Source organism: Dactylosporangium sp. NPDC005555, from assembly GCF_040605635.1.
Classification (GTDB): domain Bacteria; phylum Actinomycetota; class Actinomycetes; order Mycobacteriales; family Micromonosporaceae; genus Dactylosporangium.
In genome coordinates this window covers 31,964-47,192 of the sequence record NZ_JBEXDG010000032.1, presented here as the reverse complement: position 1 = coordinate 47,192, position 15,229 = coordinate 31,964, and the positions used below count along the sequence as shown (strand labels likewise).

Here is a 15,229-nt window from a genome sequence, read left to right as displayed (position 1 = left end):
CGGACCTCCCCGTGCCCGTGCCCGCGTTTCGCCGGGATGCCGCTGTGCGTCCGGCGGACGGCGGCGTTACTTCCGGCCGACGGCGCCGAACATCGAGACCTCGGCGGCGCTCGCGTGCTCGGCGGTGGCGGGGCGCCAGTCGCTGATCGCGACCACGCCCGGGTCGACGAGGGACAGGCCGTCGAAGAAGCGGGAGAACGTCGCCCGGTCCCGGGGCCACGCGTCGACGAGGCCCTTGGCGAGCATCTGGTCATACATGCCGGCGACCTCCGGCGGCACGAAATCCTTCGTGGAGTTGCTCGCGACCAGGTAGCTGCCGGCGGGGACGGCGGCGAGGAGGTCGGCGACGACCTTGCGGGCGTGCGAGTCCTCGCGGATGAAGTGCAGCACCGCATACAGCAGGATGCCGACCGGCTCGCGCAGGTCCAGGGTCGCGGCCAGCTCCGGCGCGCCGAGGATCGCGGCCGGGTCGTTGAGGTCGGCGTCGATGTAGCTGGTGGCGCCCTCCGGGGAGCCGATCAAGAGGGCCCGCGCGTGGGCGAGGACCATCGGGTCGTTGTCGACGTAGACGACCCGGGCCGAGGGCGTGATCGCCTGGGCGACCTCGTGCGTGTTGGCGGGCGCGGGCAGGCCGGTGCCGATGTCGAGGAACTGCCGGATGCCGGCCTCGCGGGCGAGGAACGTGATCGTGCGGTTGTGGAAGGCGCGGCCCTCCTGCGCGGCGGTGCGGACCGCGGGATACACCCCGGCGATCCGGTCGCCGGAGTCCCGGTCGACCTGGAAGTGGTCCTTGCCACCGAGCCAGTAGTTCCACCGGCGGGCCGGCGACACGACGCCGGCGTCCAGCCGCGGGTCCTGCTGGGGCTGAGGGTTGTCCAGGTCGCTCGTCGGCACGGTGAAGCCTCCCGGCGGAGTCGAAAGCAGCGACGCTCATCGTAGCGGCCTTGACAACGCGACGTTCCTTATCGATTATCGGTATATCGAAAAACGATAAGGGGGAGATCGGGATGCCTTGGATCCTGGCGCGGTTGCGCCGTCGTGACTGGCTGGGCGAGCTGCAGACACTGCTGATCGTGGCGCTCGGGGTCTGCGCGGTGGTGGCGGTGGTCAACGTCAAGGCGATGGTGACCCGTGAGCCGATCAGCGTCACCGTGGGCGCGGGCGTGGAGATCCGGCCCGGCGGCGTGACCGGGATGCGGCCGGGGGTGCGGCTCGACCCGGACGCCGGCGTCGGTGTCGTCGTCGACGACCCGAGCACGCTGCAGGTGGCCCTGGACGCCGCGCGGACCGTGCCGTGGTTCGCGATCGCGGTGCTCACGCTCGTCATGCTGCTGCTCGTCGTGCGGACCGCCCGGCGCGGCGACCCGTTCGCCGCCGCCAACGTCCGGCGGCTCAGGAGGCTCGGCTGGACGGTGCTCCTCGGCAGCCTCGCCGCGTTCCAGGTCGAGCTGCTCGCCGGCCTGGAGCTGTCCACGTCGGTGGTGGCCGACCCGGCCAGCACCAGCGCGGACCTGCCCTTCGCGTGGCTGCTCTGCGGCTCCGGCTTCCTCGCGCTTGCCGAGATCATCCAGCGGGGGCGGGCGCTGCAGGCCGAGCTCGCGGAGGTCATCTGATGCCACCCGCCGACGACCACCGCGTCGACGTGCACATCGACCGGCTGCTCGCCGAGCGCGGCATGACACTGACCGACCTGGCCGCGGAGGTGGGCATCACCCTGGCCAACCTGTCGGTGCTCAAGAACGGCCACGCCAGGGCGATCCGCTTCAGCACGCTCACCGCGCTGTGCGAGGCCCTGGACTGCCAGCCGGGCGACCTCTTCACGGTCGGCCCGGCAGAGGAAAGGCAATGACGAGACGCGGGTAGCGCGGCGATCGACGGCACCGCCACCCAGCGGTGGACGGCGAACGCCGGCGGCCCGGTCCACGCGCCCGGCACGTGCCCGGACGCCAGGGACGTGTCCTCGGCGAGCGGTGGACGTTCGCGTGACGGAAGCTCAGTCCGCCCGGTCCCGAGGCCGGGCGGCCTGCCGTTCGAAGGCGTCCAGGAAGCGCTCCGGATCGTCGGCGAAGCAGCGCACGGTGCCGACCTCGCAGGTGGCGCCGAGCGGGCGCACGGCGGTGACGGGGGAGGTCAGTTCCAGCCGCAGGTTCGCCTGCGAGGACACCGCGATCGTGACCGTGTCGCCGTCCACCCGGACGGTGCCCTTCTCGTCGTAGGCGCGGATCCGGCGTACCGCGGCGATCTGCGAGCGGGGGATGCGCAGGTCGAAGAACGCGCCGGAGCGGATGCGGACCTCGGCGTCGGAGATGACGTGCGGCCGGGTCACGCAGGACGCGATGATTGCCAGGGCGAGCAGGATCGAGTATCCGTCCAGCGCCAGCAGGACCGCGCGGACCGCGAGGGGCGCGCCGAGCGAGCGCAGGACGATCTCGACGACGACGAGTTCGACGACCATCGCACCGACGAAGACGACCAGCGCCGGGGCCTGAGCGCCGAAGTACGGCACGGGCACCGCACCCGGCGGCACGCCGTGGCGGCGGCGGGCGAGCCACAGCAGCAGGCTCATCATGCCTTTGGCGTCGAAGCCCATGATGCGCCGCACCTGCACCGGCACGAGGGTCTCCCAGGCGGCGCGCACGGCGGCGCGGCGGCTGCTGCCGCTGCGGCGTTCGCGGGTGTACAGGCCGAGCACCGTCACGAGCTCGAGCAGCAGCACGGCGACCACGAGGATCTCCACCGCCGCCACGAGTGGGGCCGGTGGCCGCACCCCGGCCACCAGGAGCACCACGAGCAGCAGCTCCGCGGGGACGGCGGCGAACAGGGCCGCGCGGGCGGTCCGCAACATCAGGGCCTCCCCCTGACGGCGGCGAACAGGGCGGCACAGGCGGTTCGCGGCATCAGGCGGCCTTTCGCAGCAGGTCGACCAACAGGCGGAACACCTCGGCCTGCGCGGCCGACATCTCCGCGGTGACGGTGTCCATCCAGCGGCCGGGGTCGGCGCCGGTCATCGCTTCCGCCATCGGCGGCGGCAGGAAGCCGGCGAGGTCCGCGGCGAGCGCGGCGACCCGAGGGTCGGCCGGGTCCGCGGCGGCGAGCTCGTCCATCCTGGCGTAGATCGCCCGGCCCCGGGCCTGCGCCTCCGGCGAGGTCAGCGGGCGCAGCAGGTCGGCGACGCCGGAGTCGCCGGTGCCCGTGCCGATCAGCGCGAGGAGCTCGCGGTCCAGGGCGCCGAAGGCCGAGCCGTCGGCGGGGAGGTCCCGCAGTACCGCCGCCATCTCCGGCGAAACGGTCGAGTCCGGACCGAGGTCGGGCCGGGCGAGCAGCGCCGCGAGCCGTTCCCGCCGGGCGGCGAGGGCGGCCTGCTGCCGGGCCAGGTCGTCGTCCAGCTCCCGCAGCACCTCGCGCAGCTCCCGGCCCTGGTCGTCGGCGAGCACGTCGCGGATCTCGTCGAGGGACAGGCCCAGCTCGGCGAGCCGGCGGACCCGGGCGAGCCCGACGGCGTCGCGCAGCCGGTACTCCCGGTAGCCGTTGACCAGGCGCTCCGGCTCGGGCAGCAGCCCCAGGTGGTGGTAGTGGCGCACGGTGCGGGTGGAGACCCCGACCAGCGCGGCGAGCTCGCCGATCCGCATCGCCCAAGTAAAAACGTTGACGCTACGGCAAGGTCAAGGGTCGGTCGCTCGGCGGGAGCACGGTCATCGAACCGTAGCTGTCAACGCCTTTCGAAAGCTTCCGAAATTCGTTCCCGGCACCGGGCATCGGCGGCTATCAACAGCATGTGACGGATGTCAGCGGGTACGTCGCCCTCACGTACGACGACGGCCCCGACCCGGGGAGCACCGCCGCGCTGCTCGGCGCGCTGCGGTCCGCCGGGGCCCGCGCGACGTTCTTCGACGTCGGGCGGCGCGCCCGGGCGCACCCGGAGCTGGTCCGGGCCCAGCGGGCGGCCGGGATGTGGGTCGGCAACCACAGCTGGACGCACCCGCACCTCACCGGGCTGAGCGCCGCCCGCATCGCCACGGAGCTCGCCCGGACGCAGCGGGCGCTGCAGGACGCGACCGGCGGCACGCCGACGCTGTTCCGGCCACCGTACGGCGACACCGACGCCGTCGTGGGTGCCGTGGCGGCGCGGCTCGGCCTCACCGAGGTCCTGTGGGACGCCGACTCGCGGGACTGGGCCGGGGCCGGCACCGAGGAGATCGTGGCGGCCGCGTCGGCGCTGCGGGCCGGCGACGTCCTGCTCATGCACGACGGCCACCGGGCCACCGTCGACGCCGTGCCACGGATCGTCGAGGCCCTCGCCGCCCGGGGCCTGCGCACCGGCATGATCAGCGCCGCCTCCGGCCGTGCCGTCGCCCCGCCCTCGCATGCCGGTACACCTGGAGAAACGGAGCAGGAATGAGATTGCGACGACTCGTCCACGCGAGCGTCCTCGCGGTCGTGGCGGTGGGCTCGATGAGCACCGTCGCGGCGTCGGCGCACGACGGCCGTCCGCAGCAGCCGCAGGACCAGACGCTACGGTCCCTCGCCGCGCGGCACGGGCTGTACTTCGGCACCGCCGTCGACCCCGACGCCTACGCCGGCGAGCCCTTGTACAAGACGATGGTCGACACGCAGTTCTCGACCGTCACCGCCGAGAACGCGATGAAGTGGGAGAGCCTGGAGCCGGTCCGCGGCCAGTACAACTGGGGACCCGCCGACGCGCTGGTCGACGCGGCGCGCCGCAACCACCAACTGGTCCGCGGCCACGTGCTGAGCTGGCACAGCCAGCTGCCGGGCTGGCTCGTCGCCGGCATCGACGACGGGACCATCGACGGCCCGCGGCTGCGCGCGCTGCTCAAGCAGCACATCACCGCCGTCGTCACGCACTTCCGCGGCCGGATCTGGCAGTGGGACGTCGCGAACGAGGCGGTCAGCGACCCGTGGGAGACTCCGGGCGCCATCCACCTCGGCGGCGACGCGGGGTCGTTCAAGCAGAAGTTCGCGGACCTGGTCGGTCCCGGCTGGCTCGCCGAGGCGTTCCGCACCGCGCGGGCCGCCGACGCGAAGGCGCTGCTGTTCTACAACGACTACAACATCGAGGCCTTCGGTGACGGGGGTCCGGGCGACAAGACCCAGTTCGTCCACAACCTGGTCAAGCAGCTGCGGGCGGAAGGTGTACCGGTCGACGGCGTCGGCAGCCAGGGGCACCTGAGCACGCAGTACGGCAACTACGACGTCCTGCAGGTGGCCGACGCGTTGCGGCGCTTCACCGACCTGGGCGTGGCCGTCGCGCTCACCGAGGTCGACGCGCGCAGCCTCACGCAGAACGCCGGTGACCCGGCGCTGCCGGCGAACGGCGCGGACGTCGCCGCGCGGGACCAGGCGGCGGCGTACAACTACCACGTCCTGCTCCAGGCGTGCCTGATGAACCGGCACTGCCTGTCGTTCACGGTGTGGGGCTTCACCGACAAGCACTCCTGGATCCCGGGCTGGTTCAAGAACCCGCCGGAGGGTCTCGGCTGCCTGTGGGACGCCGCGTACAACCCGAAGAAGTCGCTGCGGACCGTCCAGGGTGACCTGGTGGCGGCCGGTCCGCCGCTGGTCGGGCAGCGCATCGCGCAGCAGCCGCGGCGCTAGGAACAGGCCCACTGTCCGGCATCGCGGCGGCGGTGCCGGACAGTGCATTCCGCTCGGCCCCACACGACGGGAGAGCGCTCTCTCAAGTTTGCCTTAGGCTTTGATGAAGTCGGGGTCCTCCGGCTTGACGTGCCTTTTCGCATCGGCGAGCTTGAGTGCCATGAAGCTCCATCGGACCGTCCGCCGCCGGACCCTCGCGCTCGTCGTGTCGACCGCCGCCGTCGCGGCGCTCGGCGTGGCCGGGCTCACCAACGCCCTCGCCGCCACCGCCGGCCCGATCACCGGGATCGGCGGCAAGTGCGTCGACGTCGCCGGCGCCAACTCCGCCAACGGGACCGCCGTGCAGCTGTACACCTGCAACGGCACCGGCGCGCAGCAGTGGACGGCCGAGTCCGACGGCAGCGTCCGCGCCCTCGGCAAGTGCCTCGACGTCGCCGCGTCCGGCACCGCCGACGGCACCAAGGTGCAGCTGTGGGCGTGCAACGGCACCGGCGCGCAACGCTGGACCGCGAGCTCCGGCCGCCTGGTCAACCCGAACTCCGGCAAGTGCCTCGACGCCTCCGGCAACAGCTCCGCCGACGGCACCCGGCTGCAGATCTGGGGCTGCACCGGCGGCGCCAACCAGGCCTGGAAGCTCCCCGGCGGCACCACCCCGCCGCCGTCGTCCTCACAGCCGCCGTCCTCGGGGAAGAAGAAGGGCGTCAGCACCTGGGAGTTCCCGGGCCTGTCCGCCGCCGTCACGAACGTCGGCGCCGGCTGGTACTACAACTGGTCGCCGAGCAACGACAGCATGCCGGCCGCCGCCGAGTTCGTCCCGATGATCTGGGGCGCCGCCAACGTCACCGACGCCACCCTGGCGAAGGCGAAGAGCGAGGGCACCGTGCTGCTCGGCTTCAACGAGCCGGACCTCGCCGGGCAGGCCGACATGAGCGTCGAGCAGGCCCTCTCGCTGTGGCCGCGCCTCGAGTCGACCGGCATGCGCCTGGGCAGCCCGGCCGTCGCGTACGGCGGCAACACCCCCGGCGGCTGGCTCGACCGCTTCATGACCGGCGCGCGCCAGCAGAACCGCCGGGTCGACTTCATCACCCTGCACTGGTACGGCTCGGACTTCAGCGACGCGGCCGCCGGCCAGTTCGCCGGCTACCTGCAGGCCGTGTACGACCGGTACCGCCTGCCGATCTGGGTCACCGAATACGGCCTGATGAACTTCACCGGCACCCCGAAGTACCCGAACACGGCGCAGATCACCGCCTTCATCACGGCCACCACCACCCGCATGCAGGCCACGTCGTGGATCGAGCGGTACGCCTGGTTCTCCCTGCCCGCGGTCGGCGACTCCGTCGCCTACGGCCTGTACAAGGACGGCACCACCGCGACCCCGGCGGGCCAGGCATACAAGGCGGCCGGCTGACGGGATTCCGCCGCCAGAGAACCGGCCCGGGTGAACCTCGAAAAACTGGTATGGCGAAGCTAGATTTTCGCCTGGGCGGAGGGTAGCGTTTCTGGTGCCAAGAGAGTTGGGAAACGACGCTGACGATGCCGCCCCGACCGAGGGCGAAGGGACAGAGCCGCGCGACTGGCTGCGACTCCGTTCAGCACAGTTGGTGAGTGACGACGAGAGGAAGGGGAGGGTTCACACCGTTGGATCGCCCGCTCGTGACCGTGCAGCACGGTCCGGCGAGCACCGCAGTATCCATCGAACGAGAGGTGGTCTTCGGTCTGGCTGATGCGATCCCCGCACGCGGCGACGGTTGTCGCGGCAGGTGCGGACATGACACTCCGGCATTCATGTCGGTAGATGGTGTTTAGACCCAATACCCTGGGCCCCGGTGCGCGAGCGCCGGGGCCCTCGACGTGGAGGTGACGTGGCACAAAACGACGATCCGCTGGACGACGACGATTTTCCCGCCTACACCATGGGCCGCGCCGCGGCGATCATCGGCGTCTCGCACGACTTTCTCCGCCGGCTCGGCGAGCTCAGGCTGATCACCCCGCTGCGGTCCGACGGCGGCCACCGCAGGTATTCGAAGCATCAGCTACGGCTGGCGGCCAGGGCCCGCGAGCTGTGCGACCGCGGCACCCCGCTCGACGCGGCGTGCCGCATCATCGTCCTGGAGGACCAGCTCGAAGAGGCGCTGCGGATCAACCGGGAGCTTCAGCCGGAGATCGACTAAAGTCCACCTCATGCGTGTGCTGTTCGTGTCCGCGCCGCTGCTGGGCCACGTCATGCCGCTCGTCCCGCTCGCGGAGGCGTTCCGGCGGGCCGGGCACGACGTCCTCGTCGCCACCGCCGCCGACGCGCTCACGGCCGGGCGGACCCGCAAACTGCCCGTCGTCGACGTCGCGACGGGCTTCTCCTTCGACCGGATCGCCCGGCGGACGATGCTGCGCCACCCGTTCATCGCCCGTGCCGAGCTGGCCGGCACCGGCGGCACCCGCGGCGTGGCCCTGCTGTTCGGCGCCGTCAACGAGCAGCTCGTCGACGGCGTCGCGGCGGTCGCCGACCGCTTCCGCCCCGACCTCGTCGTCTACGAGCCGCTCGCCGTCGCCGGTGCGGTCGCCGCCGCCCGGCGCGGCATCCCCGCCGTCCGCCACGAGAACAACCTCTTCGACGGCGCCGTCCTCGCCGACGTGACCGCCGGCCCGGCACTGCGCCGGCACCGCGTCGACGCCCTGCCCGACCCGGTCACCGCCGTGCAGCTCGCACCCGCGGAGCTCGTCGGCGAGCGGCCCGGCCTGCCGATGCGCCGCCTGCCGGTCAGCAGCGACACCCGCACCTCCGCCCCGCTGTCATACGGCCGGCCGGGCGCCGGCCCGCCGCCGCGGGACCTGCCGGGCGCCGGCCCGCTGTCCCATGACCGGCCCGGGGGCGGCCCGCTGTCCCATGACCGGCCGGGGGACGGCTCGCAGTCACGCGACCAGGTGGGTGCCGGCCCGCTGTCCCATGACCGGCCGGGAGGCGGCTCGCCGCCACGCGACCGGGTGGGTGCCGGCTCGCTGTCGCGGGATCCGCGGGGCGGCGGCGGTGAGCCGGTCACGCCGCTCCCGCCCGCCGGTGGACGGCCACGGATCGCGGTCACCCGCAGCACCGTCGACGGACCCGGCAGCGGCGGCATCATGCGCGCGATCGTGGCCGTCGCGCCCGAGGTCGACGCCGACATCCTCCTCGTCCGGCCGGAGCGGGGGTTGCCGGATCCGTTGCCCGGCAACGTGTACACCACCGGCTGGCTGAATCTCGACGCGCTCATGCCCTTCCTCGACGCCGTCGTGCACCACGGCGGCGCGGGGACCGTCCTCGGCGCGCTCGCCGCCGGGATCCCGCAGCTCGCCGTGCCCGGCCCCGGCGACCGCCGGCACAACGCGGGCGTCGTGGAGCGCTCCGGTGCCGGCTGGTCGATGTCGGGCGCCGCGATCACCGCCGACCAGCTGCACCGCCTCCTGTCCGACTACGGCCTGCGGATGACCGCCGCCCGGTTCCGCGACAGCATGGCCGCCCGCCCCCACCCCGACGAGGTCGCCGCGCACCTGGCCGCCGTGATCCAGCACCCGAGTTCGCCGCACGCCTGACCGCCGAAGCCCAGCGCACCGCCCCGCCGCCGACCAGCGCGGTCAGCCGCGCTGACCGACCGTCCCGTCGGCGGCGATCCGCAGGTTCGCCTGCGGCACGCCGTCCGCGCACGCCGACGCCCGCTGGTCCCGGCAGACGAGCGGCGCCGTGACCCGGAGCTCGGCGGAGATCGCCATCGGCGCGCCCGGCGGCGTCGTCACCGTCACCGTGACCGGGTCGGCGGTCAGCTGCGGCACGGGCGCGTACCCGTACCCCGGCCCGGCGCCCGGCAGGTGCACCACCCCGCACACGTCACCGGCCGCCCCCGACGGACCGGTCGCGCAGGGCGCCGCGCTGGTCGGGCCGGAGATCATCAGCGGTACGTCCTGCTCGTGGCAGCCCCAGCCGCCGCAGACCCGCAGGTGCACCATCGGCACCCGCGCGGCCACGGCCTCGTCGACCGCGACCGAGAACCCGCGCAACGGCTCGGCCCCCATGCTCCCTTGCTCCGTCGTTCCCGGGCTCACCACCGAGCACCCGGCGAGGAGCAGCGTCACCAGCAGCAGCGTTCTCACGTCAGTACCGACGCGGCCGCCGCCTGCCGGGTTCCCTCGTCACCCCAGTGTGACGATCTGGCGCCGCTCCGCCGAGCGCCGGGCGGCTTCCAGCACCGCGAGGGCCGCCACCGACCCGGCCGGGTCGACGGGCGGGGGCGCGCCGTCCCGCAACGCCCGGACGAGACCGCTGTAGAAGTCCTGGTAGGCGCCCGGCGTGGTCGGCACGGGCCGGTCCTGCCCGTCGACGGTCAGCGTGCCGTGCCGGGCCGGGTCGTCCTCGCCCCAGCCGGGTCCGGTCGGCAACAGGCCCGCCTTCAACGCGTCCTCCTGCACGTCCATGCCGAACTTCGTGTACGCCCCCTTGTCCCCCAGCACCCGCAGCCGCGGCCCGGGCGACGCCGCGAGCGCGCTCATCCACAGGTGCGACCGCGCGTCGCCGTGGTGCCGCAGCGCCACGAACACGTCGTCGTCGACCTCGATCCCGGCGCGCCGGGTGTGGACCTCCGCGTACACCTCGGTCGCCGGTCCGAGCAGCTGCAGGGCCTGGTCGACGAGGTGGCTGCCGAGGTCGTACAGCAGCCCGCCGGCCTCCGCGGGGTCGCCGCTCTCCCGCCAGCCGCCCTTCGGCACCGGCCGCCACCGCTCGAACCTCGACTCGAACCGCAGCACCCGCCCGAGCGCCCCCTCCTCGACGAGCCGCCGGGCCGTCAGGAAGTCCCCGTCCCACCGCCGGTTCTGGTACACGCTGAGCAGCAGCCCCCGCTCGGCCGCCAGCCTGACCAGCGCCGCCCCCTCTTCGGCGGTCGCCGTGAGCGGCTTGTCCACGACGACCGGCAGCCCCGCTTCGAGCGCCGCCCGCGCGAGCGGCGCATGGGTCCGGTTCGGCGACGCGACGACGACCACGTCGACGCCCTCCGCCGCCGCCCACAGCTCCTCGGCCGTCCCGAACAGCTCGGCCCCCGGATGCGTCCCGGCGGCCGCCTGCCGGCGGTCGGGGTTGGCGGTGACGATCGCGCTCAACGTCAGCCCGGGTGTCGTGCTGATCAGCGGTGCGTGGAACACGGAGCCGGCCGTGCCGTATCCGACCAGCCCGACGCGCAGAGAGGTGTCGCTCATGCCCTGCAGTCTCCCCCACCCCGTCCCGGCTCCCACACCGAAGCCACCCCCCACGACGAAATCCGAACCCGCTAGCGTGGAGATCATGTTCAGTGTCGCCCTCGGAGCAGGTGCGCAGCTGCGGCCGTTGGAGCCGTGGCAGGCCGCGGAGTTCCTCGCCCACATGGACCGCGCCCGCGCCACCGTCGACCCGTGGATCCCGTGGGCCGGGATCAGCACGGACCTGGACTCGGCGCGGGCGACGCTGCGGCGGTACGCCGACCTCCAGGCCCGCGACGCCGGCCGGCTGTTCGGCATCTGGCTGGACGGCACCCTGGTCGGCGGGACGATGTTCGTGGCCTTCGACGCCGACGCCGGCAGCTGCGAGATCGGCTGCTGGCTGGAGCCCGCCGGGCAGGGCAGGGGTCTCGTCACCCGGTCCGTGCGGCGGCTGATCGACTGGGCGTTCGACACCCGGGGCATGCACCGCGTCGAGTGGCACTGCCGGCCGGACAACATCGCGAGCAGCGATGTCGCCCGGCGGCTCGGCATGCGACGGGACGGGGTGTTGCGCGAGGCCTACCTGTTCCGGGGCATCCGTCACGACCTCGAGATCTGGTCGCTCCTGGCGTCCGACGGGGCATCCGACGAAGCGTCCCGCAGCGCGTCCGGCAGTGCGTCCGAGGAGGCGTCCGAGGAAGCGTCCGAGGGGGCGCCCTCCACAGCGTCGGCCGGCGGCTGACGCAGGCTCAGCAGCACCGAGCCCGCCAGGACGACGACCACCACCGCCAGGCTGACCAGCGACGGGATCTCCGGCACCGAGGTGCTGATCGTCTTGTGCGCCGCCTGCAGGATCAGCTTCACGCCGATGAAGGCGAGGATGATCGCCAGGCCCTTCGACAGGTACCGGAACTTGTCCAGCATGCCCGCGAGCAGGAAGTACAGCGCCCGCAGGCCCAGGATCGCGAACGCGTTCGACGAGTAGACGATGAACGTGTCGTCGCTGACGGCGAGCACCGCCGGCACGCTGTCCACGGCGAACACCAGGTCGGCGGCCTCGATCGCGACCACGACGACGAGCATCGGGGTGGCGACCCACTTGACGCCCTGCTTGACGAAGAACTTCGCCCCGGAGTACTCGTCCTGCACCGGCACGATCTTGCGCACCAGCCGCACCGCGATGTTGGTGCTCGGGTCGTAGTCGTCCTCGTTGTCCTTGACCAGCTTGTACGCGCTCCACAGCAGGATCGCCGCGAACACGAACAGCACGACGGTGAACTTGCTGATGATCGCCACGCCGGCCGCGATGAAGATGGCCCGGAAGATGAGGGCGCCGATGACGCCGTAGAACAGCGCCCGGTGCTGGTACTGCTTCGGTACGGCGAAGTACCCGAAGATCAGCGCGAACACGAACAGGTTGTCGACCGACAGGCTCTTCTCCAGCAGCCACGCGGTCGTGAACTCCACCCCGGCCTCGGCGCCGAGGACCGCCCACACCAGGCCCGCGAACGCGAGCGACAGCGCCACCCAGACGGCGCTCCACTTGGCGGCCTCGCGGAAGCCGATGACGTGTTCCTTACGGTGGGCGAAGAGGTCGACGGCGAGCATGACGACGACACCGATGCCGAACGTCGCCCACAGCCAGATCGGCACATCGAGCATGATGCCTCCACAGATCGCGAATCGTCTGGGTTCAAGCCTCGCCTGGCAGACGGGGTCCCGTCCGCGTCCGCCGCAGGACAATCGGCCGGAAGTATGTTGCCGACCACCGGCAATCACTCAAGCGGCACCGCGGGCCAGTCGAGGAGCCGGGCGGCCGTGACGGCCGCGTGCAGGGTGAGCCGCTCGGAAGGGTCCGACGGGTCCCTGCCGATCAACTCCGCCACGCGCGCCAGCCGGTACGTCACCGCCCGCACCGACAGGTTGAGCCGGCTCGCGGTCTCCGTCGCGACGCACCCGGTCGCGTAGTACGCGTCGAGGGTCTCGACCAGGTGGGCGGCACCGCCACGCGCCCGCGTCAGCGGGGTCAGCGTGCTGCGGACCAGGTCGTGCACGGCGGGCAGGTCCTGCAGCAGCACCCGGTAGATGGTGAGGTCCCGCGCGTCGACCACGGGCTGCTCCAGGCGCAGCCGGTCGGCGAGGTCCAGCGCATACCGCGCCTCGTCGTGGCTGGTCCGCACCGCCGCGGCGCCGATCCTGGGGCTGCTGATCGCGCCCCGCCAGGCCGACCGGACGACGAGGTCCAGCTCGCGGGTGACGAGGTCGCGGACCGCCTGCACCGCCGCGGCGTCGGGCGCGGCGAACACGCACACGACCTCGCCGGAGCGGATCAGCACGAGGGGCTGCGCGTCGCCGTGCCGGCCCTGCAGCGCGCGCTCGAGGCGGCCCGGGGTGGCCGCCGTGTCGGGTCCGCCGAAGCCGGCCGGCCGCCGGGCGACGAGCACCGCGACCGGCCCGGTCAGGGTGAGGCCGATGTCGGCGGCGGGGCCGGTCGCCTCGATCGCCTGCTGGCCACCGGCAAGGAGGGCCTCCATGACGTCGTGCTTGACGGCTTCCTGGAGCCGGATCACGTCGGCCCGTGCGAGCTGGAACCCTTCGACCAGCGCGGCGACCCCGTCGTCGGCGGCCCGCAGCACCGCGAGCGCGGACCCGCGGACCCGTGCGGCGTCCCCGGCGGCCACGTCGGGCGCGTCCCGCCACAGCCGCCACGCCGCCGACAGATACAGGTCCACCAGGGCGCGCACCGCCACGCCCTGCACGGCCGCCCGGCGCCCGGACGCGGCGCACGCCTCCAGCTCGCGGCGGCGCAGGCGCCGTCCGTCGGCCGTGGCCGCGACGACCGCGGTCAGGAAGCCACCGAGCAGGGACGGGTCGACCCCGCCGGCGTCACTGGACGCGGCGGCGGCGATCCGGTCGAGGCCGGACAAACGATCACCACCTCACCGGAACAGGCTAGCCGCGGGCGACGCCGATGCCGAAGAGAACAGCGATCCCGAGGGCGCTGCGCGGCGAATACGGCTGCCGCCACAGCCCTCCGTGTGCCGCCGCGAACGCCTCGTCCTGCCACGGGTGCACCTGTGGAGGACGGGCGACGTGCAGGTCGTGGACGAGCAGGGCCGCCATCAGCGTGTTGCTGGTCGCCGGCTCGAAGATCTCGATGCCGAAGCGGTGCGCGCCCGCATACGCCGCGGCGAGCAGCCGGTTCTTCAGCACGCTGCGGGTGCGGGTCGCGGGCGCGACGGTCAGCGACACGGTCGCCCCCGCGGCGCGCTCGTGCGCGGCCCGCCACCGCTGCAACCGCTTGGCCAGGGCGTAGTTGGGCCCCTGCTGCGGCACGAGGCTGTCGTTGATCCCCGGACGGGTGCCCGGGTAGTTGGGCGCGAGCAGGCGCCCGCCGCTGATCACCCGCAGCGGCCCCCGGAGCCGCCCGATGCCCTTCGCGGTCGCATACCGGCTGCCGGACTCGTCGACGGCGTCGTCCGGGACGGCGAAGACGTCGGTGGGCGTGGCGAGAAACGCCAGAGCAAGGTCGGGTCGCGCCTGCCGCAGCCGCACGGTCAGCGCGTCGACCGCCACGGCGACCCGCACGTTGAGCGCCCCGTCGGCGTAGACGTAGTTGCCCAGGACGGGCGCCCCGTCGACCTCACCGAGCCAGTCGGCGACCCGCCGCAGGTCGTGCAGCAGATCCGCACCCGCCTCCCTGGACACATCGGACCCGGCGGACGCGACAGGCACGTGAAGGCGGCCGCCGGACCGTTGCGCGATCTCCAGCAGCCGCTCCCAGATCGCCGGCCGCGGCAGGTCGACGGCGACCACATCGGCCCCCCACCGCAGCAACGCGGTCAGCGGCCCCATCTCCGCACCCGCCCCGAGCACCACGACCGGCCGCCCCTCCAGGGCAAGCCACGACGGGTTGGCGGCGACGGTCCGCACCGCCTCCGCGCACGACGGCTCGATGACGCCGCCGGAGACCCACCGGTCGAGCTGCCGCAGGAGGCTCTCCCCTTGGAGCCGCTCGCCCCGATACGGCACGACGAGCTCACGCCGCACGTCCCCGGTCCCCGTGACGGTGACGGTCCGCAGGGCCGCACCGGAAGGTGCGTCGAAGGCGTCCTCCAGGGGCCGTTCCTCGGCGGCGGGCTCGGGCCGATACCGCATCCGCGACCGCAACGAGGTGAGCCCGTCCCCGGCGATGGTCAGCGCCGCCTCGCGGGACGGCAGGCCCGCCTCGACGAGCCGGTGGAAGTGGCGCAGGTAGTCACCGCGCCAGTCCTTCGTGCTCTCCGCGTCGCGGGCCCACCCGGGCGCGACGGACCGCAGCGCGTCGGCGACCACGCCCCGCCCGAGCGCGGACGTGCTCGGCGCGCCGTCGACGGTGGGGATGACGATCCCGGTGGGTGTGTCGCTCATGGAG

General features: G+C 73.3%; 15 protein-coding genes and 1 pseudogene. 8 read left to right on the top strand and 8 right to left on the bottom strand.

The window, feature by feature from the left end; genetic code table 11:
- Positions 1 to 66: 66 nt before the first annotated feature.
- Positions 67 to 894, bottom strand: coding sequence for an SAM-dependent methyltransferase (locus ABZS58_RS30840; RefSeq protein WP_354786741.1), 828 nt, complete (start codon positions 892 to 894; stop codon positions 67 to 69).
- A gap of 113 nt (positions 895 to 1,007) precedes the next feature.
- On the opposite strand from ABZS58_RS30840, the gene ABZS58_RS30835 reads away from it, so the two are divergent.
- Positions 1,008 to 1,613, top strand: coding sequence for a DUF2975 domain-containing protein (locus tag ABZS58_RS30835; RefSeq protein WP_354786740.1), 606 nt, complete (start codon positions 1,008 to 1,010; stop codon positions 1,611 to 1,613).
- Positions 1,613 to 1,849: a helix-turn-helix transcriptional regulator gene (locus ABZS58_RS30830; protein WP_354786739.1), complete on the top strand. Its 237-nt coding sequence runs from the start codon at positions 1,613 to 1,615 to the stop codon at positions 1,847 to 1,849. The genes ABZS58_RS30835 and ABZS58_RS30830 overlap by 1 nt, the downstream gene beginning before the upstream one ends.
- Positions 1,850 to 1,993: 144 nt before the next feature.
- Here the strand turns inward: ABZS58_RS30830 and ABZS58_RS30825 are convergent, their stop codons facing one another.
- Complete coding sequence (locus tag ABZS58_RS30825; protein WP_354786738.1) at positions 1,994 to 2,845, bottom strand: hypothetical protein; 852 nt, start codon at positions 2,843 to 2,845, stop codon at positions 1,994 to 1,996.
- 52 nt (positions 2,846 to 2,897) lie between these two features.
- Positions 2,898 to 3,629: a MerR family transcriptional regulator gene (locus ABZS58_RS30820; RefSeq protein WP_354786737.1), complete on the bottom strand. Its 732-nt coding sequence runs from the start codon at positions 3,627 to 3,629 to the stop codon at positions 2,898 to 2,900.
- Between the two features lie 146 nt (positions 3,630 to 3,775).
- Between ABZS58_RS30820 and ABZS58_RS30815 the strand changes: the two genes are divergently transcribed.
- From ABZS58_RS30815 to ABZS58_RS30795, 5 genes are all read left to right on the top strand, one after another.
- Entirely contained in the window at positions 3,776 to 4,399 is a 624-nt protein-coding gene (locus tag ABZS58_RS30815; RefSeq protein WP_354786736.1) for a polysaccharide deacetylase family protein, read from the top strand.
- The gene (locus tag ABZS58_RS30810) at positions 4,396 to 5,616 is read left to right on the top strand and encodes an endo-1,4-beta-xylanase (RefSeq protein ID WP_354786735.1); all 1,221 of its coding nucleotides are present in this window, start codon (positions 4,396 to 4,398) and stop codon (positions 5,614 to 5,616) included. Before ABZS58_RS30815 ends, ABZS58_RS30810 begins: the two co-directional genes overlap by 4 nt.
- A gap of 160 nt (positions 5,617 to 5,776) precedes the next feature.
- A complete protein-coding gene (locus ABZS58_RS30805) occupies positions 5,777 to 7,027 on the top strand; it encodes a glycosyl hydrolase (protein WP_354786734.1) in 1,251 nt (416 codons plus the stop codon).
- Positions 7,028 to 7,481: 454 nt separating this feature from the next.
- Complete coding sequence (locus ABZS58_RS30800) at positions 7,482 to 7,790, top strand: MerR family transcriptional regulator (RefSeq protein WP_354786733.1); 309 nt, start codon at positions 7,482 to 7,484, stop codon at positions 7,788 to 7,790.
- Positions 7,791 to 7,800: 10 nt separating this feature from the next.
- Positions 7,801 to 9,183, top strand: coding sequence for a glycosyltransferase (locus tag ABZS58_RS30795; RefSeq protein ID WP_354786732.1), 1,383 nt, complete (start codon positions 7,801 to 7,803; stop codon positions 9,181 to 9,183).
- 42 nt (positions 9,184 to 9,225) lie between these two features.
- Here ABZS58_RS30795 and ABZS58_RS30790 read toward each other — a convergent pair whose 3' ends face one another.
- Positions 9,226 to 9,738: a hypothetical protein gene (locus tag ABZS58_RS30790; protein ID WP_354786731.1), complete on the bottom strand. Its 513-nt coding sequence runs from the start codon at positions 9,736 to 9,738 to the stop codon at positions 9,226 to 9,228.
- A 39-nt stretch (positions 9,739 to 9,777) separates the two neighbouring features.
- Complete coding sequence (locus ABZS58_RS30785; RefSeq protein ID WP_354786730.1) at positions 9,778 to 10,836, bottom strand: Gfo/Idh/MocA family oxidoreductase; 1,059 nt, start codon at positions 10,834 to 10,836, stop codon at positions 9,778 to 9,780.
- 85 nt (positions 10,837 to 10,921) lie between these two features.
- On the opposite strand from ABZS58_RS30785, the gene ABZS58_RS30780 reads away from it, so the two are divergent.
- On the top strand, positions 10,922 to 11,557 hold the full coding sequence (locus ABZS58_RS30780; protein ID WP_354786729.1) for a GNAT family protein: 636 nt from the start codon (positions 10,922 to 10,924) through the stop codon (positions 11,555 to 11,557).
- A gap of 56 nt (positions 11,558 to 11,613) precedes the next feature.
- On the opposite strand, the pseudogene ABZS58_RS30775 reads toward ABZS58_RS30780, so the two are convergent.
- The 3 genes and pseudogenes from ABZS58_RS30775 to ABZS58_RS30765 form a co-directional block, all read right to left on the bottom strand.
- Positions 11,614 to 12,423 (bottom strand): annotated as a pseudogene (locus tag ABZS58_RS30775) (TerC family protein); the annotation flags it as partial.
- 167 nt (positions 12,424 to 12,590) lie between these two features.
- Entirely contained in the window at positions 12,591 to 13,742 is a 1,152-nt protein-coding gene (locus tag ABZS58_RS30770) for a helix-turn-helix domain-containing protein (protein ID WP_354786728.1), read from the bottom strand.
- A 25-nt stretch (positions 13,743 to 13,767) separates the two neighbouring features.
- The gene (locus tag ABZS58_RS30765) at positions 13,768 to 15,225 is read right to left on the bottom strand and encodes a hypothetical protein (RefSeq protein WP_354786727.1); all 1,458 of its coding nucleotides are present in this window, start codon (positions 15,223 to 15,225) and stop codon (positions 13,768 to 13,770) included.
- Positions 15,226 to 15,229 lie beyond the last annotated feature (4 nt).